This window comes from Streptomyces sp. TLI_55 (assembly GCF_900206255.1).
Lineage (GTDB): Bacteria > Actinomycetota > Actinomycetes > Streptomycetales > Streptomycetaceae > Streptomyces > Streptomyces aquilus.
Map to the genome: position 1 here is coordinate 7,352,019 of NZ_OAOJ01000001.1, position 22,389 is coordinate 7,374,407.

18 protein-coding genes are annotated in these 22,389 nt (G+C 73.1%); 14 read left to right on the forward strand and 4 right to left on the reverse strand.

The window, feature by feature from the left end:
- The first annotated feature begins 31 nt into the window (after positions 1–31).
- The gene (alc, locus tag CRP56_RS33695) at positions 32–1,147 is read left to right on the forward strand and encodes an allantoicase (protein ID WP_097270472.1); all 1,116 of its coding nucleotides are present in this window, start codon (positions 32–34) and stop codon (positions 1,145–1,147) included.
- Between the two features lie 70 nt (positions 1,148–1,217).
- Here alc and CRP56_RS33700 read toward each other — a convergent pair whose 3' ends face one another.
- Positions 1,218–1,970, reverse strand: a complete 753-nt coding sequence (locus CRP56_RS33700) for an SDR family oxidoreductase (RefSeq protein WP_097270474.1) — start codon at positions 1,968–1,970, stop codon at positions 1,218–1,220.
- Positions 1,971–2,136: 166 nt separating this feature from the next.
- On the opposite strand from CRP56_RS33700, the gene CRP56_RS33705 reads away from it, so the two are divergent.
- From CRP56_RS33705 to CRP56_RS33720, 4 genes are all read left to right on the forward strand, one after another.
- The gene (locus CRP56_RS33705) at positions 2,137–2,952 is read left to right on the forward strand and encodes an AIM24 family protein (protein WP_097270477.1); all 816 of its coding nucleotides are present in this window, start codon (positions 2,137–2,139) and stop codon (positions 2,950–2,952) included.
- An 85-nt stretch (positions 2,953–3,037) separates the two neighbouring features.
- The gene (locus CRP56_RS33710) at positions 3,038–3,664 is read left to right on the forward strand and encodes a dihydrofolate reductase family protein (RefSeq protein ID WP_097270479.1); all 627 of its coding nucleotides are present in this window, start codon (positions 3,038–3,040) and stop codon (positions 3,662–3,664) included.
- A 91-nt stretch (positions 3,665–3,755) separates the two neighbouring features.
- Positions 3,756–4,661 (forward strand): DMT family transporter, encoded by a 906-nt coding sequence (locus CRP56_RS33715; RefSeq protein ID WP_097270481.1) that lies wholly within the window; start codon positions 3,756–3,758, stop codon positions 4,659–4,661.
- A gap of 85 nt (positions 4,662–4,746) precedes the next feature.
- Complete coding sequence (locus tag CRP56_RS33720) at positions 4,747–5,136, forward strand: ribonuclease domain-containing protein (protein ID WP_097270483.1); 390 nt, start codon at positions 4,747–4,749, stop codon at positions 5,134–5,136.
- A 68-nt stretch (positions 5,137–5,204) separates the two neighbouring features.
- Here the strand turns inward: CRP56_RS33720 and CRP56_RS33725 are convergent, their stop codons facing one another.
- Complete coding sequence (locus CRP56_RS33725; RefSeq protein ID WP_097270485.1) at positions 5,205–5,405, reverse strand: hypothetical protein; 201 nt, start codon at positions 5,403–5,405, stop codon at positions 5,205–5,207.
- Positions 5,406–5,575: 170 nt separating this feature from the next.
- Here CRP56_RS33725 and CRP56_RS33730 point away from each other — a divergent pair, with 170 nt between their 5' ends.
- Together CRP56_RS33730 and CRP56_RS33735 are read left to right on the forward strand one after the other, a co-directional pair.
- Entirely contained in the window at positions 5,576–6,835 is a 1,260-nt protein-coding gene (locus CRP56_RS33730) for a sensor histidine kinase (RefSeq protein WP_097270488.1), read from the forward strand.
- Between the two features lie 284 nt (positions 6,836–7,119).
- The gene (locus CRP56_RS33735; RefSeq protein ID WP_257041382.1) at positions 7,120–9,993 is read left to right on the forward strand and encodes a CHAT domain-containing protein; all 2,874 of its coding nucleotides are present in this window, start codon (positions 7,120–7,122) and stop codon (positions 9,991–9,993) included.
- A 7-nt stretch (positions 9,994–10,000) separates the two neighbouring features.
- On the opposite strand, the gene CRP56_RS33740 is transcribed toward CRP56_RS33735, so the two are convergent.
- Positions 10,001–11,848, reverse strand: a complete 1,848-nt coding sequence (locus tag CRP56_RS33740) for a caspase family protein (protein WP_097270490.1) — start codon at positions 11,846–11,848, stop codon at positions 10,001–10,003.
- Between the two features lie 145 nt (positions 11,849–11,993).
- On the opposite strand from CRP56_RS33740, the gene CRP56_RS33745 reads away from it, so the two are divergent.
- Genes CRP56_RS33745 through CRP56_RS33755 form a run of 3 tightly spaced genes read left to right on the forward strand, consistent with a single transcriptional unit; the run spans position 11,994 to position 14,995 of the window.
- Positions 11,994–13,043 (forward strand): hypothetical protein, encoded by a 1,050-nt coding sequence (locus CRP56_RS33745; RefSeq protein ID WP_257041384.1) that lies wholly within the window; start codon positions 11,994–11,996, stop codon positions 13,041–13,043.
- Between the two features lie 45 nt (positions 13,044–13,088).
- The gene (locus CRP56_RS33750) at positions 13,089–13,766 is read left to right on the forward strand and encodes a response regulator (protein WP_097270492.1); all 678 of its coding nucleotides are present in this window, start codon (positions 13,089–13,091) and stop codon (positions 13,764–13,766) included.
- A gap of 44 nt (positions 13,767–13,810) precedes the next feature.
- Positions 13,811–14,995 carry a cytochrome P450 family protein gene (locus CRP56_RS33755; protein ID WP_097270494.1) on the forward strand — a complete coding sequence of 395 codons (1,185 nt, stop codon included), beginning with the start codon at positions 13,811–13,813 and terminating at the stop codon, positions 14,993–14,995.
- A 19-nt stretch (positions 14,996–15,014) separates the two neighbouring features.
- Here CRP56_RS33755 and CRP56_RS33760 read toward each other — a convergent pair whose 3' ends face one another.
- Positions 15,015–16,016, reverse strand: a complete 1,002-nt coding sequence (locus CRP56_RS33760; RefSeq protein WP_097270496.1) for a Gfo/Idh/MocA family protein — start codon at positions 16,014–16,016, stop codon at positions 15,015–15,017.
- Between the two features lie 129 nt (positions 16,017–16,145).
- On the opposite strand from CRP56_RS33760, the gene CRP56_RS33765 reads away from it, so the two are divergent.
- From CRP56_RS33765 to CRP56_RS33780, 4 genes are all read left to right on the forward strand, one after another.
- Complete coding sequence (locus CRP56_RS33765; protein WP_179851347.1) at positions 16,146–16,883, forward strand: GntR family transcriptional regulator; 738 nt, start codon at positions 16,146–16,148, stop codon at positions 16,881–16,883.
- 129 nt (positions 16,884–17,012) lie between these two features.
- Complete coding sequence (locus tag CRP56_RS33770) at positions 17,013–18,161, forward strand: ROK family glucokinase (RefSeq protein WP_097270500.1); 1,149 nt, start codon at positions 17,013–17,015, stop codon at positions 18,159–18,161.
- Positions 18,158–18,742 carry a sugar kinase gene (locus CRP56_RS33775; RefSeq protein WP_097270502.1) on the forward strand — a complete coding sequence of 195 codons (585 nt, stop codon included), beginning with the start codon at positions 18,158–18,160 and terminating at the stop codon, positions 18,740–18,742. Before CRP56_RS33770 ends, CRP56_RS33775 begins: the two co-directional genes overlap by 4 nt.
- A gap of 97 nt (positions 18,743–18,839) precedes the next feature.
- Positions 18,840–21,668: a DEAD/DEAH box helicase gene (locus tag CRP56_RS33780; protein ID WP_097270504.1), complete on the forward strand. Its 2,829-nt coding sequence runs from the start codon at positions 18,840–18,842 to the stop codon at positions 21,666–21,668.
- Positions 21,669–22,389: the final 721 nt, after the last annotated feature.

A 22,389-nucleotide genomic window follows, 5' to 3' on the forward strand; every position in this document is an offset into this window, starting at 1 on the left:
CAGCGGCCGACTCTTCAGAAAGGCATTCTCCGTGACGGCGATTCCGAGCTTCACCGGCGACGCGAACCCGTACGGCGGCGGTGACCCGTACGCCGACTACCGCACCGCCGACTTCCCCTTCACCCAGTACGCCGACCTCGCCGCCCGGCAGCTCGGCGCCGGAGTCATCGCCGCCAACGACGAGTTCTTCGCCCAGCGCGAGAACCTGCTCCTGCCCGAGCGCGCCGAGTTCGACCCCGAGCACTTCGGGCACAAGGGCAAGATCATGGACGGCTGGGAGACGCGGCGCCGCCGCGGTGTCTCCGCCGAGCACCCGTGGCCGACGGCCGAGGACCACGACTGGGCGCTGGTCCGGCTCGGCGCGCCCGGCGTGATCCGCGGGATCGTCGTCGACACGGCCCACTTCCGCGGCAACTACCCGCAGGCGGTGTCGGTCGAGGCCACGTCGGTCGCGGGTTCGCCCTCCCCGGAGGAGCTCCTCGGCGACGACGTGAAGTGGACGACGCTGGTCCCGCGCACGCCGGTGGGCGGCCACGCGGCCAACGGCTTCGAGGTGGCGGTCGAGCAGCGCTTCACGCACCTGCGCGTCAACCAGCACCCGGACGGCGGCATCGCGCGCCTGCGCGTGTACGGCGAGGTCGTCCCCGACCCCGAGTGGCTGTCGGTCCTCGGCACCTTCGACGTGGTCGCCCTGGAGAACGGCGGCCGGGCCGAGGACGCCTCCAACCTCTTCTACTCGCCGGCCTCCAACACCATCCAGCCGGGGCGCTCCCGCAAGATGGACGACGGCTGGGAGACGCGGCGCCGCCGTGACCAGGGCAATGACTGGATCCGCTACCGGCTGGTGGCCCAGTCCCAGATCCGCGCGATCGAGATCGACACGGCGTATCTGAAGGGCAACAGCGCGGGCTGGGCGTCGGTGTCGGTCCAGGACGGCGAGACGGGCGCCTGGCGGGAGATCCTCCCCCGCACCCGCCTCCAGCCCGACACCAACCACCGCTTCGTCCTCCCGACCCCGGCGATCGGCACCCACGCGCGCGTGGACATCTTCCCGGACGGCGGCATCTCACGGCTGCGGTTGTTCGGGTCGCTGACGGAGACGGGCGCGGCGACGCTGCGGGCGAGGCATCAGGAGCTGGGCGGCTGACCTGCTGCTCTTCTCTGTGTGAACGAACGCCGGACGGTCCGACTCGCTCAGCCCGTCCGGCGTTGAGGCCTCACGCCGCATGCCCCCCGTCCACAGCGAACTCGGCGCCGGTCACGTACTCCGCCCCCGCCAGATACGCGACCGTCCCCGCCACCTCCTCCGCCGTCCCGAACCGCCCCAGCGCCGTCATCGCCGCCTGCGCCGCCGCATACGGCCCGTCCGACGGGTTCATGTCGGTGTCCGTCGGCCCGGGATGCACGATGTTCGCCGTGATGCCCCGCCCGCCCAGCTCCCTGGCCAGCGCCTTCGTCAGCCCGACCAGCGCCGACTTGCTCATCGCGTAGAGCGTGCCACCGGGCCCGGGCACCCGCTGGGTCATGCACGTACCGATGGTGATGATCCGCCCGCCGGCCCCCATCAGCGCTGCCGCCGCCTGCGAGGCCAGGAACACCCCGCGCACATTCACGGCCAGCACCCGGTCCACGTCGGCGAGCGACAGCCCGTCCAGCGGCCCCAGCACCCCCACACCCGCGTTGTTCACCAGCACGTCCAGGCGACCGCCGAGCGTCTCCGCCGCCCCCGCCACGGCCCCCGCCGCCTCCTCCGGGTCGGCCGAGTCCGCCCGCAGGGCGACCGCACGCCGCCCCAGCGCCTCGACACGCCGTACGACGTCCTCGGCCGCCTCCTTGCCGTTCGCGTACGTCAGCGCCACGTCCGCGCCCTCCCGCGCGAGCCGCAGCACCGTCGCCGCCCCGATCCCCCGGCTGCCGCCGGTGACGAGGGCGACCTTGCCGTGCAGAGTTCCGTCAGTCGTTGTTGTCATGCCTCCATCTCAGCGGCGCGCACCCGCGCGTGCTGGCGGCGAACGGACACCCAATTCGCACCCCCGAACCCCGAGCCCGAACCCCGAACCCGAACCCCGAACCCGAACCCCGAACCCCGAACCCGAAGAGCGGAACTCTTCCCTCCGCCTCCCGCGTTCTCCTCCCGTGACCCTTCAGCAAGAAATCGTCGGCAACGCCATGCAGATGGCGGTCGTCAGCCTCCAGCCCGGCCAGACCGTGTACTGCGAGGCCGGAAAGTTCCTGTTCAAGACCACGAACGTCACCATGGAGACCCGCCTGAGCGGCCCGTCGAACCCCGGCGGACAGCAGCCCCAGGGCGGCGCCGGAGGCATGGGAGGGATGCTCCGCCAGGCCATGGGCACCGCCATGCAGGTCGGCCAGCGCGCCCTCGCGGGCGAGTCCCTGGCGTTCCAGTACTTCACGTCCACCGGCGGCGAGGGCACCGTCGGCTTCGCGGGCGTCCTGCCCGGCGAGATGCGCGCCCTGGAGCTGGACGGCACGCGCGCGTGGTTCGCGGAGAAGGACGCGTTCGTCGCCGCCGAGTCCACCGTCGACTTCGGCATCGCCTTCCAGGGCGGCCGGACCGGCCGCAGCGGCGGCGAGGGCTTCATCCTGGAGAAGTTCACCGGCCGCGGCACCGTGATCATCGCCGGCGCCGGCAACTTCATCGACCTCAACCCGGCCGACTTCGGCGGCCGCATCGAGGTCGACACCGGCTGCGTCGTCGCCTTCGAGGAGGGCATCCAGTACGGCGTCCAGCGCGTCGGCGGCCTCAACCGTCAGGGCCTGATGAACGCCGTGTTCGGCGGCGAGGGCCTCTCCCTGGCCACCCTGGAGGGCAACGGACGCGTCATCCTCCAGTCCCTGACCATCGAGAGCCTCGCCAACGCCCTGAAGAAGGCGCAGGGCGGCGACAAGCAGGGCCCGACGGGCGGCCTGTTCTCCACGCACGCGGGCTGAGCCCTCGTAGGACCGATGAGTTGCCGGTGCCGGTGGGGTCTGAGCTGATGAGAACAGACCCCACCCACGAGAGAAGGCACCCGCCATGGGCAAGCTCGTCTCCCAGATCTTCGTCAGCCTCGACGGCGTCTACCAGGCCCCGGGCGGCCCCGAGGAGGACCCCCGGGGCGGTTTCGAGCAGGGCGGCTGGATGGTCCCGTACGACGACGAGGACTTCGGCCGCTTCGTCACCGAGGTCTTCGGCCAGGTCGGCGCGTTCCTCCTCGGCCGTCGTACGTACGACATCTTCGCCGCGTACTGGCCGAAGGTGACCGACCCCGACAACCTCATCGCCGACCGGCTCAACGCCCTGCCGAAGTACGTCCCCTCGGCCACCCTCACCGACCCTGAGTGGGCCCACACCACCGTGATCGGCGACGACCTCGCCAAGGAGGTCACCGCCCTCAAGGAGCACACCGACGGCGAGCTCCAGGTCCACGGCAGCGGAGCCCTCGTGCAGTCCCTGCTGAACCTGGACCTGATCGACACCTTCCATGTGATCACCGTCCCGGTCGTCCTGGGCGCCGGCCGCCGCCTCTTCGCCGAGGGCAGCCTCCCGACCGCCTTCGAGCACCGCGCCGGGCTCGTCACCTCCAAGGGCGTCTCCATCCAGACGTACGACAAGACGGGCCGCCCGCGGTACGGCACGTTCGGCCTCCCGGAAAACGCCTAGCCCCAGGTCAGCCACGCGGGTACGGTGATCGCTCCACGTGCGAGCCACCGGCGTCTCCACACCCCAGACGGAGACCGGGAGAGCCGCACCGATGTCCTCGATCGCCGTACCCGGCACTCTCGCGCCCCGCCGCACCTGGCTGACCGACCTGCCCGTCCTGCTCGTGGCGGTCGTGTGGGGCGCGAGCTATCTCGCCGCCAAGGACATCACCACCGCGCGCACCGTGCTCGCGGTCCTGGTGCTGCGCTTCGCGATCGTCCTGCCGGCCCTCGCCGTCGCCGGACGGCGCGCGCTGCTCGCCCTGAGCGGCGCGCAGTGGCGGGGTGCCGGGGTGCTCGGGCTGATCCTCAGCGGGATCTTCCTCCTGGAGACGTACGGCGTCGTCCACACCTCGGCGACCAACGCCGGCCTCATCATCAGCCTCACCATGATCTTCACGCCGCTCGCCGAGGCCGCCGTCACCCGCACCCGCCCCTCGCGGGCCTTCCTCGGCGCCGCCGCCCTCTCCGTGCTCGGCGTCGTCCTGCTCACCCAGGGCGGCGGTTTCACCCGGCCCTCCCTCGGTGACCTGCTCATGCTGCTCGCCGCGCTCGCCCGTACCGTCCACGTGCTCGCCATGTCCCGCATCAAGGCGGTGGAGGGCGCCGACGCGCTGTCCCTGACCACCGTCCAACTCGGCACCGCCGTCGCGGTGTTCGCGCTGCTGTCGACCGGCGCCGACGCCACGCCGTGGGGGACGGCCGCGGACTTCGGGCCGCGGGAGTGGGCCGGGCTGCTGTTCCTGTCCGCGTTCTGCACGCTCTTCGCGTTCTTCGTGCAGATGTGGGCGGTCCGCCGCACCTCCCCGTCCCGGGTCAGCCTGCTGCTCGGCACCGAGCCCCTGTGGGCCGCCCTCGCGGGCATCGCCCTCGGCGGCGAACGCCTCGGCGCGCTCGGTCTCGCGGGCGGCGCGCTGGTGCTTGTGGGGACCGCGTGGGGACGCAGGGCCACAAGTTAACTTCCGGAAAACTCATCGGACTTGACGGGAAAATCTCCGGAGTTGTCATTGACATGCCACTGTCTACGCGCGTCATCATGAGCGCATGAGATTCCCCCCACGAATCGCTCGCATCGGCGCCGCAGCCGCCGTCCTGTCCGCCCTCCTCGTCGGCGGCACCGTCGCCACGGCTTCCCCCGCAGCCGCCGCCGTCGGCAACATCTGCTACAGCGACCTGCCCTCCCAGGCGTACGACACCCTGAGGCTCATCGAACAGGGTGGCCCCTACCCGTACTCCCAGGACGGCGTCGTCTTCCAGAACCGCGAAGGCGTCCTGCCCTCGCAGTCCACCGGGTACTACCACGAGTACACGGTCAAGACCCCCGGCTCCTCCACGCGCGGTGCGCGCCGCATCGTGACGGGTGAGGAGTACCAGGAGGACTACTACACCGCGGACCACTACGCCACGTTCGACCTGATCGACTACGGCTGCTGAGTCGACCGGTCGAAACCCCCACCGAGGCGTCGAGGAACAGTGCGACCAGCCGGAGGTCCGGTCCGCGTTCAGCCGGACTTCCGGCTCTCCGCGGCGGCGAACAGCGCGATCGCGAGCACCACCAGGGCGATGCTCGCGTAGAGCTCGTGGCCGTCGAGGAAGCCCAGCTTCTGCACGAGTCCCCAGTGCCAGTCGGTGAACTCGTTCACGAGGCCGGCGACGCCCTGCACCAGGGCGAGAAATCCGATCAGTTCCAGCAATTCCTTCATGGCACGACCCTCGCCCCGCGGTCCCCCCACAGTCATCGGCCGCGGGGCGAGCCACGTCCGCCGGAAGTACCCGGTGCCCGCGACCCCGCCGCGCCGAAAGTCGCCTCTCCCGCGACTTTGGTAGGTGATCCGGTCCGCGTGGAGGTGTCGCCGGGGTTCCGTGCGTAGATTTGTCGACCGTGAGCGGTGACAAGCAGACAGCGGTACCCCAGTTCTTCGCGGGCCGGCGCTGGCTGCTGCCCTCGGCCGTCCTGAACGAACTCGACCCGGACGCCGACCGCGCCGGCCGCCGGCCCCGGCGCACCGCGCGCGACTGGCTCGTCGACTTCAGCTGCTTCGTCGTCGCCGTGACCATCGGCCTGATCGGCGCGGACAAGCTCGCCCGCAACCCGGATGTCTCCGACAACCTCGCCCACCTCGACCAGCTGATCGGCGCGGTCGCCTGCGGCGCGGTCTGGCTGCGCCGCCGCTGGCCGCTCGGGCTCGCCGTCGCGACGGTCCCCGTGGGGCTCGTCTCCGACACCGCGGGCGGCGCCTGTCTGATCGCCCTGTTCACCCTCGCCGTGCACCGGCCCTTCCGGTACGTGGCCTGGGTGGGCGGCATCAACATCGCGCTGATCCCGCTCTACTACTGGATGCGTCCCGACGTCGACCTGCCGTACTTCGTCTCGGTCGTCATGACGTTGCTGATGGTCACGGTGGTCATCGCCTGCGGCCTGGTCGTGCGCTCCAAGCGGCAGCTGATGCTGAGCCTCCGGGACCGCGCCCGGCGCGCCGAGACCGAGGCCCGGCTCCGTGCCGAGCAGGCGCAGCGGCTGGCCCGCGAGGCCATCGCCCGCGAGATGCACGACGTCCTCGCCCACCGGCTCACCCTGCTCAGCGTGCACGCGGGCGCGCTGGAGTTCCGGCCCGACGCACCCCAGGAGGAGGTCGCCCGGGCGGCCGGCGTGATCCGGGAGAGCGCCCACGAGGCCCTCCAGGACCTGCGGGAGATCATCGGCGTCCTGCGGGCCGGCGACCAGGACGACACGGGCCGCCCGCAGCCCACCCTCGCCGCCCTGGACGCGCTGGTCGCCGAGTCGCGCGAGGCCGGCATGAAGGTCGTCCTCGACACCCGCGTCACCGACCCCGCCGCCGTCCCCGCCTCCGTCGGCCGCACCGCCTACCGCATCGCCCAGGAGGGCCTCACCAACGCCCGCAAACACGCCCCCGGCACCGAGGTCACCGTCTCGGTCGAGGGCGCCCCCGGAGAAGGCCTCACCGTCTCCGTCCACAACCCGGCACCCGACGGCGAGGTGACCCCCGTACCCGGCTCCGGCCAGGGCCTGATCGGCCTGACCGAACGAGCGACCCTGGCCGGCGGCCACCTGGAACACGGTCCGGAGAGGGGCGGAGGATTCGGGGTACGGGCCTGGCTGCCGTGGGGGTGAGGGGTGGCGCCGCTGGGAGCTGGAGGGCCGCCCATGACTCCGCCCGCCCCAACTCCGCCCCATCCACGACCAGGTGACGTCCCATCAACGCCCCGTTCCCCGCCCCCCGAACCCGCTAGCGTGGTCCGCAGTGCGGTACTCGTGGCCGATGCGGCGGGCCGGTGATCACAGGGGTGTCGTCCGTCGGCCTCGGGGCCGAGGAGGGGGGAGCGCCGGGCTCGGTGGCGTCCTCGTGTCGTACAGGACTCAGGCCGCGCCACGGCGGCCGGAACGGAAGAACCGAAGTGCCGCAGCACGCCTACGACTTGCACGCGCTGCTCTACGAGATCCAGCAGGGCGTGCGGCAGGGGGCGAACGACGCCCTGGACATGGCCCGGCTCACCTCCCTGGTGCTCGACCATCTCGGCTGTGCCTCAGGACGCGAGGCGTACGACATGCTCTACGACGACTGGAAGGCGCTGCCCCGGGGCACCACGATGTCCGGACTGCGCGCGGGGCAGATCATCAGCATCCTTCCCCACCTGATGTTCGACCGGCCGGTTTTCGACGAGGGACGGCAGCGGGAACTCCTCGACGAGGCGCGGATGTACGGGCCGCAGGAACAGGCCTGGCAGGCCGGCGTCCTGGGCGCGAGCGGCGTGCCGGCGATGCATCACCTGGGCAACCCCGCGGAGTTGGAGGCGTCGCTGGCCCGCCTGGAGAAGGCTCGCGACATGCTGCCGCCCGGCAGCCCCCAGCGGGACGCGGTCGAGATTTCCCATGCCGCAGCCCGTATCCTCCTGGCCCAACTCGGCGGCGGCGAGGACGACTTCGACTCCGCCGTCGAGGACCTGGCCCGGCTCGCCGACTCCCCCGCCTTCGGCGAGCAGCAGCGCCTGGCCGTGGCCGTGCAGTTGGCGGGATACCGCTCCCACCAGGCCACCCGGCGCGAGGACGAGGCCGAACTCGCCCTGCGCATCGCGGAGATGGAGTCCGGCCTGGCGCGCATGTCGCCCGACCAGATGGACCGGCCCAACCTGGAGGCCATCCTGGACGCCGCTCGCGGCAACCTGGTGGTCCTCCGCGCCCGCCGAACGGGCGAAGACCTCACCGCGGCGGACTTCCCGCCCGCGACTCCCCTGGACGAGGTGCGACGGCAACTCGCCACAGTCCCGGAGAACGTGCGGATCGACCGGCTCGGCGACGTGGGTCTCACCCGGGCGACGCGCGCCATACTCGCCGGCGACCACCGGGGCACGCTCGAGGCGCTCGCCCTGGTCGAGGGCGCCATGGACCTGCTGGAGCCCGACGACGAACGATGGCTCCGCAACGCCGGCATCCTCGGCATGACCCACTGCATGCTCGCCATGAACGCCATCGCACCCCGCGCCGACTGCCCCCACTACCTGGACCAGGGCATCTCCTGGCTGCGGCACACCCTCAAGCTGACCGGCGGACCGGATCATCCGATCTGGGGGAACACCGGGATGGCGCTCGGCATGGCGTACCGGGTGCGCGGCGACTACCTGCATCCACGCGACCGCCACGCCAAGCGCCGCAACCACGACGAGTCCCGGCGCGTCGGCCTCGACGCGCTGCGGGCCGCGGCCTGGCAGGGCATCCTCCAGTCCGGTACCGCCCACGCCGCCGAGACCGCCCGGCGGGCCGGCGAGAACGCGCTCGACGTGGCCCGCTGGTGCATCGCCGACGGCGCCCACGCCGACGCCGTCCGCGCCCTCGACGCCGGACGCGGACTCGCCCTGCACGCCGCGACGGTGGCGACCACCGTGCCCGACCTGCTGGCCGCCGCGGGACAGCCGGAACTCGCCGACGAATGGCGCCGCGCCGGCGGCGCGGTCGCGCCTCAGCCGGAGGCCGGGCTGACCCTCGGAGGGCAGCTGCCCGTCTCCGGCCCGTCCAGCCGGTTACGCCGCCGGGTCCTCCAGGTGCTCTCCGCGTCCCCGCTGCGGCAGCGACTGCTGGACGCGCCGTCCCCCGAGGAGATCGGCGCGGCCCTGCGCGCCATAGGGGCGGCCGCCCTCGTCTACCTCGTCCCCGGCAGCGCGGAGGCCGTGAGCCTGACGGACCGGATGGTCTTCGGCCGGTACGCCGACGAAGGGCAGGCGCTCATCGTCTCCGCCGACGGCAGCACCCGGGCCGTGCCGCTGCCCCGACTCCTCGTCGAGGCACCGGAGTTGGCCACCTACCGCGCCACCGGCACCCCCGGCCGTGACGCCGGCGGCCCGCCCACCGACCCCACCCCCGCTCCGCCGCCCCGCCCGGAGGTGAGCCGGGCCGCCCTGGAACGGCTCTGCGACTGGGCCGGTACGGCGGTGATGGGGCCGCTCCTCGAGCACCTTCCGCGCGGCTACGGCCGGGTGCCTTCCGTCGTGCTGGTGCCCATGGCGGAGCTCGGCGCCGTGCCGTGGCACGCGGCCCGGATGCCCGGCCGGCGCGGCCGGCACGCCTGCCAGGAGGTGGACGTCTCCTATCTGCCCTCGGCCCGGCTGCTGTGCGAGGTGGCCGCCCGGCCCGCCGCCCGGGTCAGGCAGGCCCTCGTCGTCGGCAACCCCACCCGCGACCTCCACCACGCGGGCGAGGAGGCGGAGGCCATCCGCCGCGCCTTCCACCCGGAGGGCAAACACCTGGGCCCCGGCGAGGCCACGCCTGCCGCCGTCACCGACTGGCTGCGCCGGCAGCGCGGCGGACTGCTGCACCTCGCCTGCCACGGCGTGGTGCGCCAGGGCGAGCGGCACAGCGCCTATCTCGCCCTGTCCGGCGGTGAGTTGGCGGCCGAGGAGCTCACCGAGGGCAGCAGCCGCTTCCGGGAGCTGGAGCTGGTCGTCCTCGCCGCGTGCCGCACCAATGTGTCGGGGCGCGGCTACGACGAGGCGTACAGCCTGTCCACCGCGTTCCTCGTGGCCGGGGCCCGCTCGGTGATCGGCTCGCTGTGGCCGGTGCCCGACGAGGCGACGTCCCTGCTGATGTACATGACCCACCACTTCATCAGCCGCGACGGCCTCGCGCCCGGACCCGCCCTGCGCAGCGCGCAGTTGTGGATGCTGGACGACCACCGCACGGCCCCGCCCGGCATGCCGGCCCAACTCCAGGGCCGCGTCCGCCGGATCAGCGGAGCCGACCTGACCGCCTGGGCCGGCTTCACTCACCTGGGCTGGTGAACCGGGTTCAGGTGACCTGGGTGCGCACCACGACCTGGGCCGTGCCCCAGCGGCCCACACTGTCCGCAGGCCCGCCCGCGTCCCGCCTGTGCACCGGCGAAGTGAGCCGCAACAGGCCGCCCTCACCGCCCGCTTCGCTCTCGCGGGGCCCCGCGGCGAGGTCGGCGGGAGGCCAGGCGGGCAGCCGGAACGGCGCGAGGTTCAGCTCGTTCTCGGTCACGATCACCTTCAGCCAGTCCCGCGCGAAGGCTCCCCGCAGCAACGCCCGCCCCGGCGGCAGCCGCAGCCACACCGGCTCCCCGCGCCGCGCTGAACCGGCCTTGCCGGGCGCGACGAACTCACCCTCGTACAGGTGCGGAGAGCACGCGTAGCGGTCCGTCAGATCCAGGAGTACGCACCACAGTTGGCGGTCGGAGACGTTGTGGACGCGGACCATCACCTGCGGTTCCCGGCCGTCCAGGGTGTACCCGCAGACGATCTCGCCGTCCGCGCAGTGCTCCACCCGCCCCACCGAAGTGCCCTCGACGGTCACGCGGACCAGCGACGACAGCAGGGCGTCGGGATTGCGCAGCTCCAGGATGTGATGCCAACGGGCCAGGTGCGCCAGGCAGTCGACGACCCGCTCCGCGTCCGCCCGCGTCCGCAACGGCAGATCGGGCACCGGATACCCGGCCCCGCCCGACACCCGAGCCCATCCGCCCGCCACGTCCACCCGCAACGGCAGCCCCTCCCCGCCGACGGCGAGCACCGGCACCGGCGCCATGGCCTCCGACAGCAGCCGTACGGCCCCGGCGTCCCCGGCGAGCGTCACGGCGGCGGGCGTGAACGCGAGCGCGGTCGGCGTCACCGGATGCGCCAAGTGCCGGTCGTGCGGCCCGGGTTGCCAGCCGTCCGGATCCACCAGACAGGACTCGGGCAGCACATGGCGTACGACGACCTTGCGGGACGCGTGCCCGCCCATCAGCGTGAACTCCGCGCCGGCCGCCCGCAGCCCGTGTGCCCGGCCGCAGTTGACCTCCCAGCCGGACGTCGTGTGCCGCAGCAGGAACGGCTCGGCCGAGACAGGGGCCCCGGACAGGAAGCCGCCGTTCTCCGGGCCGCGCAGCTGGGGATGCTGGAACGGTGTCCTCGCGCGCACCCCTTCCTCCGCCAGCGCGTGCAGCGCGCCGTACGCGGCGGCGGGCCCCAGCCGGTCGAGCGCGCCCAGCAGCGCGTGACTGAAGTAGCCGCGGTACCGTCCGCCGATGGCGTTCTCGTGCGCCCGCTCGTCCGGACGGCAGGCCGCGAGCAGCACATGCCGGGCCGCCTCGGCACCCGCGCCGCCGACCTCGCGGACCCAGGCCGGGATCCGCCACCAGGGCTGCCAGTCGACTCCTCGCCCCGTCCCGCCGGGCGGCCCGAAGCCGAGGTCGCGGGTCGCGCCGCCCGCGTGGCAGCAGTCGAGGACCGCGAGGACATGGGTGCCGCGCGCCGCGATGCCGTCGAGCAGCGCGCCGAGTTCGCTGTCCTGGAGCATCGGCTGGCCGCCCGGCCCCAGACTGTCCTGGCACACCAGCGCCTGCGCCCAGCCGGTCGCCTCACGCGGATCGTCGGTGCGGTACTCGCTGCCGTGTCCGCTGAACCAGAACAGCGCGGTGTCGTCCGGCCCGCACTGCCCGAGATGCCGCTCCACGGCCGCCAGCACGGCCGCCCTGGAGGCCTCCCCGTCGTGCAGGGCCTTGACCACGGGCGTCAGCGTCCCGGTCTGCCGCCGCAGCCAACTCTCCGCTTCCCGGGCGTCGTTGACACAGCCTCGCAGCCGGTGGCGGCCCGGATAGTCATCGATGCCCACGAACAAGGCGTACACGGTGCGCATACGGCGATCTTGCCAGCAACGACAGGGCGCATACGGGGCGTTCACGGGGCGTGTGCGGGTCGGATCCGCGCAACCCCCTGACCCGGGGGCGTGAAGCGAGTTGACTGGAATGCATCGCACCGTGAACACCGGAAGGAACAGCAGCGTGAGCTTCGGGGGACCCAACAATCCGTACCAGCCGCCGTATCAGCCACCACCACCGAACCCCGGCCCGTACGGCCCGCCACCGCCACCGCCTCCGCCGAACACCGGGCCCTACGTCCCGCCCCAGCCGTATCCGTACCCCAACCCCTACCCGCCGTACGTCCCGCAGCCGCAGCCGCGCCCGGGTGGCCTGCTGGGCGGTCTGCGCGGCGCCGAATGGCCGCCTCTGCGCGACCTGTTGCGCAGCGGACGGCAGCGGATCCACGGCTGCGTATGGCTGTTCCTGCTGGTGCCGTGCACCTGGTTCGTGGTGCCTTTCCTGATGGTGGGGTACGTGTTCGCCCGCTCGGCCCGCGTCCGGGCGCACCGCCTCTTCCCGCCGCGCGCCCACCGCCTCTACCACGACCCGCAGGTGACACGCCTCCAGAAGGCGCGGACCCTGAGCGCGGCCGCCATGACCCTCGCCCTGCTCGTCGCCTACGGCAAGCCGGAGGACTTCGGCGAGGTGCAGGCGCAGTACCTGATACGGCTCGTGGTCACCCCGCCGCTGCTGCTGCTCAGCGCCCCCGTGGTGATCGCCGTGCTGTACCGCTGGGCGCCGCCGCACGCCAGGCCGCACATGGGGCAGCGGATGCGTGCCGCGGGCAAGGCCGCCCTGTGGTACGTCGGCGCGGTGACGGCGATTTTCCTGATCGTGGGCATGTTCGCGCTGCTCGACCACGAGGGGCAGTCCACCGCCGCCGTGTCCTGGCTCGTCATCGTGCTCATGGTGCCCCTGTACTGGCTGGGTTTCTTCCTGGTGTTCGCCACCGGCCCCGCCGTGCGCAGCGGTTTCAACTCCGCCGAGGTGCACGCGGCGCTGCCCGCCCTGCTCACCGGCGTCCTGGTGTGGGAGTTCGCGATCATCAGCCTGGCCGCGGGCGGACCGCCGCCCGGACCGCCCCTCGTCTCGGTCCTGGCGTTCGTCGGTGGCCCGGCCTCGGTGTGCGCGGTGGCCTGGTGGGAGGTCCACCGCTTGCAGACCCGGCACGGAGTGCGGCTGCGCGGCTGACGGCATGGCAAGTGCGCCCCTCGAAACCGTGATTACGTAAGCCCCATGACCGCGATCAGACTGCTCCTCGTCGACGACGATCCGCTGGTGCGGGCCGGCCTGTCCCTGATGATCGGTGGTGCCGACGGCATCGAGATCGTCGGGGAGGCCGCGGACGGAAGCGATGTCGAGGCGCTCGTCGAGCGCAGCCGCCCGGACGTCGTCCTCATGGACATCCGGATGCCGTCCATGGACGGCCTGACCGCCACCGAGCGGCTGCGCGCCCGCCCCGACGCCCCGCAGGTCGTGCTCCTCACCACCTTCCACGCCGACGACCAGGTGCTGCGCGCGCTGCGCGCGGGTGCCGCCGGGTTCGTCCTGAAGGACACACCGCCCGCCGAGATCGTCGACGCGGTGCGCCGGGTCGCGGCCGGCGACCCCGTCCTGTCGCCCACCGTCACCCGGCAGTTGATGCGGCACGCGGCGGGCGCCGCCGACACGCGCCGCACGCGCGCGCGGGAGCGCATCGCCGCCCTCAACGACCGTGAGCGCGAGGTGGCGGTGGCCGTCGGCCGCGGCCTGTCCAACGCCGAGATCGCCGCGGAGCTCTACATGAGCGTCGCCACCGTCAAGACCCATGTCTCCCGCGTCCTCGCCAAGCTCGACCTCAACAACCGGGTGCAGATCGCCCTCCTCGCGTACGACGCGGGTCTTCTGGAGGAACTGGAGGAGGACGGGCACTAGCGGGCGGCCCCGCGCGTTGTGGGGGCAACGGGGAGGGGACCAGGATGAGCGAAGTGATCGACCTGGGGGAGTACGGCCCGGCGTTCCGCACGGATCCGCATCCGGTGTACGCGCGCCTGCGCGCCCGTGGACCGGTGCACCGGGTCCGGCTGCCGTCGCCCGACGCCCACCACGAGACGTGGCTGATCGTGGGGTACGAGGAGGCCCGCGCGGCCCTCACCGACCCGCGCCTGTCCAAGGACGGCCGCAAGATCGGCGTGACGTTCCTCGACGAGGAGCTGATCGGCAAGTACCTCCTGGTCGCCGACCCGCCCCAGCACACCCGGCTGCGCTCCCTGGTCTCCCGCGCCTTCACCATGCGCCGCGTGGAGGAGCTCCGGCCCAGGATCCAGCGGATCACCGACGACCTGCTCGACGAGATGCTCCCGCAGGGCCGCGCCGACCTCGTGGAGTCCCTCGCCTACCCGCTGCCGCTGACCGTCATCTGCGAACTCCTCGGCGTCCCCGAGCTGGACCGCACGGAGTTCCGCAAGATCTCCGGCGAGGCCGTCGCCCCCACCAGCGCCGAGAGCGAGTACGACGCGTTCGTCCGGCTCGCCGAGTACCTCACCGGCCTCATCGAGGACAAGAGGTGCGCCGGGCCGAGCGGCGACCTCCTCGGCGACCTCATCCGCACCACCGCCGAGGACGGCGACCGCCTCTCCCCGGAGGAACTGCGCGGCATGGCCTTCGTCCTGCTGATCGCGGGCCATGAGACCACCGTCAACCTCATCACCAGCGGGGTGTACGCCCTGCTCACCCACCCCGGCCAACTCGCCGCCCTGCGCGCCGACATGAGCCTGATCGACGGCGCGATCGAGGAGACGCTGCGCTGGGAGGGCCCGGTGGAGAACGGCACGTTCCGCTATGCCGCCGAGCCCCTGGAGATCGGCGGTCGGCACATAGCGCGGGGCGACGCGGTGATGGTCGGCCTCACCGCCGCCGACCGCGACGGGGCGCGCTACCCCGCCCCCGACCGCTTCGACCTCCACCGCGACACCCGCGGCCACCTCGCCTTCGGCCACGGCATCCACTACTGCCTGGGCGCACCCCTGGCCCGACTGGAGGGCCGTACGGCGATCCGCACGCTGCTGGAGCGGGCACCGGAACTGGCCCTCGACGGCCCGCCGGGGGAGTGGCTGCCGGGGATGCTGATGCGGGGGATGCGGAGTCTTCCGGTGCGGTGGTGAATCCCATGGGGCTGCGGCGTCAGCCCGGCAGCTCCGCCAACCGCACCGGCCGCCGCTCCCGCCGTGACACCTCGCACGCCTCGGCGATCCGCAGCGCCTGCAACGCCTCGCGCCCGTCGCAGGGGTTGGCGCGCTCACCTCGTACGACCTCGACGAACGCGTTCAGTTCGGCCTCGTAGGCCGGTCCGAACCGCTCCAGGAACCCCGCCCACGGCTTGTCCGCGGCCGGCGGACCCGTCGGCTCGGTGGACGCGATCGGGGTGCGGTCGTCCAGGCCGACCACGATCTGGTCCAGCTCCCCGGCGAGTTCCATGCGGACGTCGTAGCCCGCCCCGTTCAGCCGGGTCGCCGTCGCCGTGGCCAGCGTGCCGTCGTCGAGGGTGAGGACGGCCGCGGCCGTGTCGACGTCGCCCGCCTCGCGGAACATCGCGGGCCCGGCGTCGGACCCGGCCGCGTACACGTCCACCACCTCGTGCCCGGTCACCCAGCGCAGCACGTCGAAGTCGTGGATCAGCGTGTCCCGGTACAGCCCGCCCGACACCGGCAGCCACGCGGCGGGCGGCGGCGCCTGGTCGGAGGTGAGCGCCCGTACGGTGTGCAGCCGCCCGAGCCGTCCCGAGCGCACCGCCTCCCGCGCGCCCGCGTACCCCGCGTCGAAGCGGCGCTGGAAGCCCATCTGGAGGACCGTCCCGGCCGTCTCCACCTCTTCGATGGCGTGCAGGGTGCCCGGCAGGTCGAGAGCTATCGGCTTCTCGCAGAAGACCGGGAGCCCCGAGCGTGCTGCCCGACCGATCAGTTCGGCGTGCGCCGACGTCGCCGTGGTGATCACCACGGCGTCGACGCCCCACTGGAAGATCTCGTCCACCCCCGGCGCGGCCGTCTCGCCCAGCCGGTGCGCGAGCTCCTGGGCCCGCGTGCCGTCCGAGTCCGTGAGGATGAGGGACCCGACGTCGCGATGCCGGCTGAGCGTGTTCGCGTGAATAGTGCCGATCCGGCCCGTCCCGATGACCCCGATGCGCATGTGAACAAAGTGTGGCCGCGGACCTCCCGCTGTCAATGCATATGTCTGGACAATCTGACTACACAACTTCCCGTCAACCGGCCACGGAGCTACGCTCGGCCCGTGCCGAAACCAGATGTGGACCCGACCGTGACACTCGACCTCAGTGTGGACCGGAGCAGCCCGGTGCCGTTGTACTTCCAGCTGTCCCAGCAGCTGGAGGCCGCGATCGAGCACGGAACGCTCACCCCCGGCAGCCTGCTGGGCAACGAGATCGAGCTCGCCGCGCGCCTCGGCCTGTCCCGGCCGACCGTCCGCCAGGCCATCCAGTCGCTCGTCGACAAGGGCCTGCTCGTACGCCGTCGCGGCGTCGGCACACAGGTCGTGCACAGCCAGGTCAAGCGCCCGCTGGAGCTCAGCAGCCTCTACGACGACCTGGAGACGGCCGGCCAGCGCCCGGCGACCAAGGTCGTCGTCAACACCGTCGTCCCGGCCTCCGCCGAGGTCGCCGCCGCCCTCGGCGTTGCCGAGGACAGTGACGTGCACCGCGTCGAGCGGCTGCGCCTCGCGCACGGCGAGCCGATGGCGTACCTGTGCAACTTCATCCCGCCGGGCCTGCTCGACCTGGACACCGCCCAGCTGGAGTCCACCGGCCTGTACCGGATGATGCGCTCCGCCGGGATCACCCTGCACAGCGCCCGCCAGTCCATCGGCGCCCGTGCCGCCACCGCCGCCGAGGCCGAGCGGCTCGCCGAGGAGGAGGGCGCCCCGCTGCTCACCATGCAGCGGGTGACCTTCGACGACACCGGCCGCGCGGTCGAGTTCGGCACGCACACCTACCGGCCGACCCGCTACTCCTTCGAGTTCCAGCTGCTCGTGAGGCCGTAGGGAATCGCCCGGGCGGTCACTTGAACAGGACCGACTTGGTCGCAATGTCAGGACATTGGGGCCGTCCGAAACCGTCTCGGTGTTTCCCCGTACGGCACCCATACCGGCGGTGAGGCAGAATCGAGGCCGATGAGCACCTACGGCAACTTCAGCGCCCCGATCGGCTCCCGCCGCGCCCCGGCCCTGCGCACGGTCGGCACCCGCGAGCGCCGCTCCCACCTCACCGCACCCCGCGTGCCCACCGTGGGCATCGACATCGGCGGTACGAAGGTGATGGCGGGAGTCGTCGACGCCGACGGCAACATCCTGGAGAAGCTCCGGACCGAGACGCCGGACAAGTCCAAGAGCCCGAAGGTCGTCGAGGACACCATCGTCGAGCTGGTCCTGGACCTCTCCGACCGGCATGACGTGCACGCGGTCGGCATCGGTGCGGCCGGCTGGGTCGACGCCGACCGCAACCGCATCCTGTTCGCCCCCCACCTGTCCTGGCGCAACGAGCCGTTGCGCGACCGCCTCGCGGGCCGCCTCGCCGTGCCCGTCCTGGTCGACAACGACGCCAACTCCGCCGCCTGGGCCGAGTGGCGCTTCGGCGCCGGCGCCGGCGAGGACCACCTCGTCATGATCACGCTCGGCACCGGCATCGGCGGCGCGATCCTGGAGGACGGCCAGGTCAAGCGCGGCAAGTACGGCGTCGCGGGTGAGTTCGGCCATATGCAGGTCGTCCCCGGCGGGCACCGCTGCCCGTGCGGCAACCGCGGCTGCTGGGAGCAGTACAGCTCCGGCAACGCGCTGGTCCGCGAGGCCAAGGAACTGGCCGCCGCCGACTCCCCGGTGGCGTACGGGATCATCGAGCACGTCAAGGGCCAGATCGGCGACATCACCGGCCCGATGATCACGGAGCTGGCCCGCGACGGCGACGCGATGTGCATCGAGCTGCTCCAGGACATCGGCCAGTGGCTCGGCGTCGGCATCGCCAACCTCGCCGCCGCCCTCGACCCGTCCTGCTTCGTGATCGGCGGCGGTGTCTCGGCCGCCGACGAGCTGCTGATCGGCCCCGCGCGGGACGCGTTCAAGCGCCAGCTCACCGGCCGCGGCTACCGCCCCGAGGCGCGCATAGTCCGAGCCCAGCTCGGCCCCGAGGCCGGCATGGTCGGCGCCGCGGACCTGGCGCGGCTGGTCGCCCGCCGCTTCCGGCGTGCCAACCGACGCCGCGTCGAGCGGTACGAGCGCTACGCGAAGTACACGGAGGCCCGCCGCACCACCCGGGAGTCCCTGTGACGGCCTCGCTGCCCCGCCAGGCGGCCCACTCACCGGACGAGCCGCCCCGCCCGACCGAGGACCGCCGCCACCGCAACCGCCGCCGGGCGCTCACGCTGCTCATCATCGTGCTGCTCATCGGCGTCCCGGCCGGCTATCTGGTGATCTCCGCCAACCAGAGCCGCAACAGCGGCAAGGACAAGGAGGAGAAGTACTCGGCGACCGGCCTCAGCGCCGGATACCCGTCGAAGGTCCAGCGCCGGCTGTACCAGGTGCCGGTCCCGCACCCCGCGGACCAGATCGCCTACTACGAGACCAACAACTGGAAGACCAGCCGCCTCTACGTCCAGTTCCGCACCTCCAACGCGGGCCTGGACACCTTCCTCGCCGGCGTCGGCGTCGGCCGCGACGATCTCAAGAAGGGCGACATCACCATCGGCGCCCGCGACCAGAAGATCACCGGCTGGACCTTCAGCGGCCCCGGCCCCTGGGCGGGCCTGGTCCACAAGCAGAAGAACCCGGCGCCGACCCAGGACATCGTGGTGAACACCGCGGACCCGGCCAACCCGATGGTGTACGTCGTCTCGCGCACGGTCCCGTAGCAGGGCGTACGGCCCGTCGCCGGAGCCGATTGTCAGACCCCGCCCGTAGAGTCGTAGACGTCTGATCCGACACACGGGTGAGGAGGTGGCAGGACGTATGAGTGACACGGCCACGGCGGTGGCCGAGCGGGCGACCCGGCCGCTCTCCGCGCGCCTCGCCGCCGTCTTCCTCCCCGCACCCCTCCCGCGCGAGGGCCGCATGGCCTTCTGGGACCCCGACGACGGCCCGCTGCCGGACGCCTCCGCGGCTCTCACGGACCTGACGGTCGTACGACCTCACGGCGCCGGTGTCCGCCGCCGCACCGCCCCCGCGCTCACCCTCCCCCTGGCCGAGGCCCTGCCCCTTCTCGCGCGCGCCCGGCGCGACCCCGCCGCCCACCCCGCCACCGCCTGCTGGGGCGCCGCCGCCCTGCACGCCCTGCGGCTCGCCGCCCGCGGCCGCCTGCTCCCCGGCCTGACCGCCACGGGGCACGACGCCTGGCGGGCCGGCCCCCTCGACCCCGACGACGTCGCGCACCTGCGCGCCCTCGCCGCCGCCCTGCCGTACGAAGGCCATGCGGTGCCCCTGCCCGGCCCCGGCCCGCTGCGGCTGCCCGAGCCGGAGGCGCTGCTGCGCGCCTTCCTGGACGCCGTCGCCGACACCCTCCCGCGCACCCCCGCCGCCCCCTTCGCCTCCGGGAGGCCCTTCGCCGACCGCCGCCCGCAGCATCTGCCGGGTGCGCAGGACTGGGCCGCGGAGGTCGCCGCGGGCATGGACGCGGGCGTGCGGATCTCGCTCCGCCTCGACCTGTCGGCCTACGACCTGTTCGACGCCGACGAGCAGGTCCGCAGCGCCGGTGCCGCGATCGTCCAGGTGCACAGCCTCGCCGACCCCACGCTCGTCGCCGACGCGGCGGCCCTGTGGGCGGGCGAGGCGGACGCGGTCTTCGGGCCCCGCGCGCGGGTGGACGCGGCCCTCGCCGTGCGGCGCGCGGCCCGGGTCTGGCCGCCCCTGGACCGGCTCGCCGAGCAGGACGTCCCCGACGTACTGGCCCTGTCCGAGCACGAGTTGGGCGAACTGCTCGGCGTCGCCGCGACCCGGCTCGCGGCCGCCGGGGTCGCCGTGCACTGGCCCCGGGACCTGGCGCAGGACCTCAGCGCAGCCGCCGTCGTCCGCCCGGCCCCCGGCTCGGCGACCGACGGCACCGGCTTCTTCGAGAGCGAGGAACTCCTCCAGTTCCGCTGGCAGTTGGCGCTCGGCGGCGACCCGCTCACCGAGGCCGAGATGGACGCGCTCGCCGAGGCGCACCGGCCCGTCGTGCGGCTGCGTGACCAGTGGGTGCTGGTCGACCCAGCGCTCGTCCGCAAGGCCCGCAAGCGCGAACTGGGCCTGCTCGACCCGGTCGACGCCCTCTCCGTCGCCCTCACCGGCAGCGCCGAGGTCGACGGCGAGACGGTCGAGGCGGTACCGGTCGGCGCGCTGGCCGCCCTGCGCGACCGTCTGACGACGGGAGTCCGGCCCGCCGAGCCACCCCCGGGCCTGCACGCCACCCTGCGTGACTACCAACTCCGCGGCCTGGCCTGGCTGGACCTCATGACCACCCTGGGCCTCGGCGGCTGCCTCGCCGACGACATGGGCCTCGGCAAGACGATCACCGTGATCGCGCTGCACCTCAAGCGCGCCCGCCGCGAACCGACCCTGGTGGTCTGCCCGGCCTCGCTCCTCGGCAACTGGCAGCGGGAGATCGCCCGTTTCGCGCCCGGCGTCCCCGTCCGCCGCTTCCACGGCCCCGACCGCACCCTGGACGACCTCGCCGGCGGTTTCGTCCTGACCACCTACGGCACCATGCGGTCGACGGCCGCGCGGCTGGCCGAGCAGCACTGGGGCATGGTCGTCGCGGACGAGGCCCAGCACGTCAAGAACCCGTACTCGGCGACGGCGAAGGCGCTGCGCACGATCCCGTCCCCCGCGCGCGTGGCTCTCACCGGCACACCGGTCGAGAACAACCTCTCCGAACTCTGGGCCCTGCTCGACTGGACGACCCCCGGACTCCTCGGCCCTCTCAAGTCCTTCCGCGCCCGCCACGCGCGAGCAGTCGAGAACGGCGAGGACACCGAGGCGGTGGAGCGGCTGGCCCGTCTGGTCCGCCCCTTCCTCCTGCGCCGCAAGAAGTCCGACCCCGGCATCGTCCCCGAACTGCCGCCCAAGACCGAGACGGACCACCCCGTCCCGCTCACCCGCGAACAGGCCTCCCTCTACGAGGCGGTGGTCCGCGAGTCGATGTACGCCATCGAGACGGCTGACGGCATCGCCCGTAGGGGCCTGGTGCTGAAGCTGCTGGGTGCGCTGAAGCAGATCTGCGACCACCCCGCGCTGTACCTCAAGGAGGAGGCCGGCGCGGCCGAGCGGCTGGTGCTCCGCTCCGGCAAACTCGCCCTGCTCGACGAGCTGTTGGACACCGTCCTCGCGGAGGACGGCTCGGCGCTGGTCTTCACGCAGTACGTCGGCATGGCCCGCCTGATCACCGCCCACCTCACCGCCCGCGCGGTGCCGGTGGACCTGCTGCACGGCGGCACCCCGGTGCCGGAGCGCGAGCGCATGGTGGACCGCTTCCAGGCGGGCACGACCCCGGTCCTGGTGCTGTCCCTGAAGGCCGCGGGCACCGGCCTCAACCTCACCCGCGCGGGCCATGTCGTGCACTTCGACCGCTGGTGGAACCCGGCCGTCGAGGAACAGGCCACCGACCGCGCCTACCGCATCGGCCAGACCCAGCCGGTCCAGGTCCACCGCCTCATCACCGAGGGCACGGTGGAGGACCGCATCGCCGAGATGCTCGAAGCGAAGCGGGCCCTCGCCGACGCGATCCTGGGCTCCGGCGAATCGGCCCTCACGGAACTGACGGACCGCGAACTGACGGACCTGGTCTCCTTGCGGAGGACCTCATGACCGCGCGCCCGGCGGACGAGGCCCGCCGCGCGCTGCGGGAGGCACGGGAGCGGAGGGCCCTGGAGCGGGCGGAGGGCGCGGGGGGTACCGGTTCCACGACCGAGGGGACCACGCCCGGACCGACTGGCGAGACGACGGAGACCACGTCCGAATTGGCTGCCCGGGCTACGGGGGCCACGTCCGGACCGGCTGCCGGGGCGAGGGGGACGACGTCTGGACCGGGTGTCGGGGCGACGGGGACGACGTCTGGACCGGGTGTCGGGGCGATGGGGACCACGTCCGGATCGGCTGCCGGGGCGAGGGGGACGACGTCTGGACCGGTTGTCGGGGCGAGGGGGACCACGTCCGGACCGGCTGCCGGGGCGACGGGGAGCGAGGGCGGCGGACCGGCGCCGGGGGAGCGCCGGGAGGCCCGGCCTGGCGACGCGGCCCGCGCGGCGTTGCGGCGGGCGCGGGAGGAGCGGCGGGGTGCGCCAGGAGGAGGCGGCCGCCCCGAGCGCGAGCTGTCGGAGGCCACCGGCGTCCCGGGCGAGGGCGCTGGGGACCACAGGGAGCCCGCTCGTGACGAGCTTGAGAGGCATGGGGAGCCGGCTGCGGGTCGGTCTGCGAGCCATGGGGAGTCTGCTCTGGGTCGGTCTGGGGGCCGCGGGGAGTCTGCTTCGGGTCGGTCTGAGGCGCTTGGGGAGCTGGCTCCGGGTCAGTCGGGGAGGCATGGGGAGCC

What these genes read in the sequence shown, in the direction of transcription:
- CRP56_RS33700 (WP_097270474.1), bottom strand. Translation starts at nt 1,970, where the DNA reads ATGACAACAACGACTGACGGAACTCTGCACGGCAAGGTCGCCCTCGTC.
- CRP56_RS33710 (WP_097270479.1), top strand. Translation starts at nt 3,038, where the DNA reads ATGGGCAAGCTCGTCTCCCAGATCTTCGTCAGCCTCGACGGCGTCTAC.
- CRP56_RS33715 (WP_097270481.1), top strand. Translation starts at nt 3,756, where the DNA reads ATGTCCTCGATCGCCGTACCCGGCACTCTCGCGCCCCGCCGCACCTGG.
- CRP56_RS33720 (WP_097270483.1), top strand. Translation starts at nt 4,747, where the DNA reads ATGAGATTCCCCCCACGAATCGCTCGCATCGGCGCCGCAGCCGCCGTC.
- CRP56_RS33725 (WP_097270485.1), bottom strand. Translation starts at nt 5,405, where the DNA reads ATGAAGGAATTGCTGGAACTGATCGGATTTCTCGCCCTGGTGCAGGGC.
- CRP56_RS33740 (WP_097270490.1), bottom strand. Translation starts at nt 11,848, where the DNA reads ATGCGCACCGTGTACGCCTTGTTCGTGGGCATCGATGACTATCCGGGC.
- CRP56_RS33750 (WP_097270492.1), top strand. Translation starts at nt 13,089, where the DNA reads ATGACCGCGATCAGACTGCTCCTCGTCGACGACGATCCGCTGGTGCGG.
- CRP56_RS33755 (WP_097270494.1), top strand. Translation starts at nt 13,811, where the DNA reads ATGAGCGAAGTGATCGACCTGGGGGAGTACGGCCCGGCGTTCCGCACG.
- CRP56_RS33760 (WP_097270496.1), bottom strand. Translation starts at nt 16,016, where the DNA reads ATGCGCATCGGGGTCATCGGGACGGGCCGGATCGGCACTATTCACGCG.
- CRP56_RS33770 (WP_097270500.1), top strand. Translation starts at nt 17,013, where the DNA reads ATGAGCACCTACGGCAACTTCAGCGCCCCGATCGGCTCCCGCCGCGCC.
- CRP56_RS33780 (WP_097270504.1), top strand. Translation starts at nt 18,840, where the DNA reads ATGAGTGACACGGCCACGGCGGTGGCCGAGCGGGCGACCCGGCCGCTC.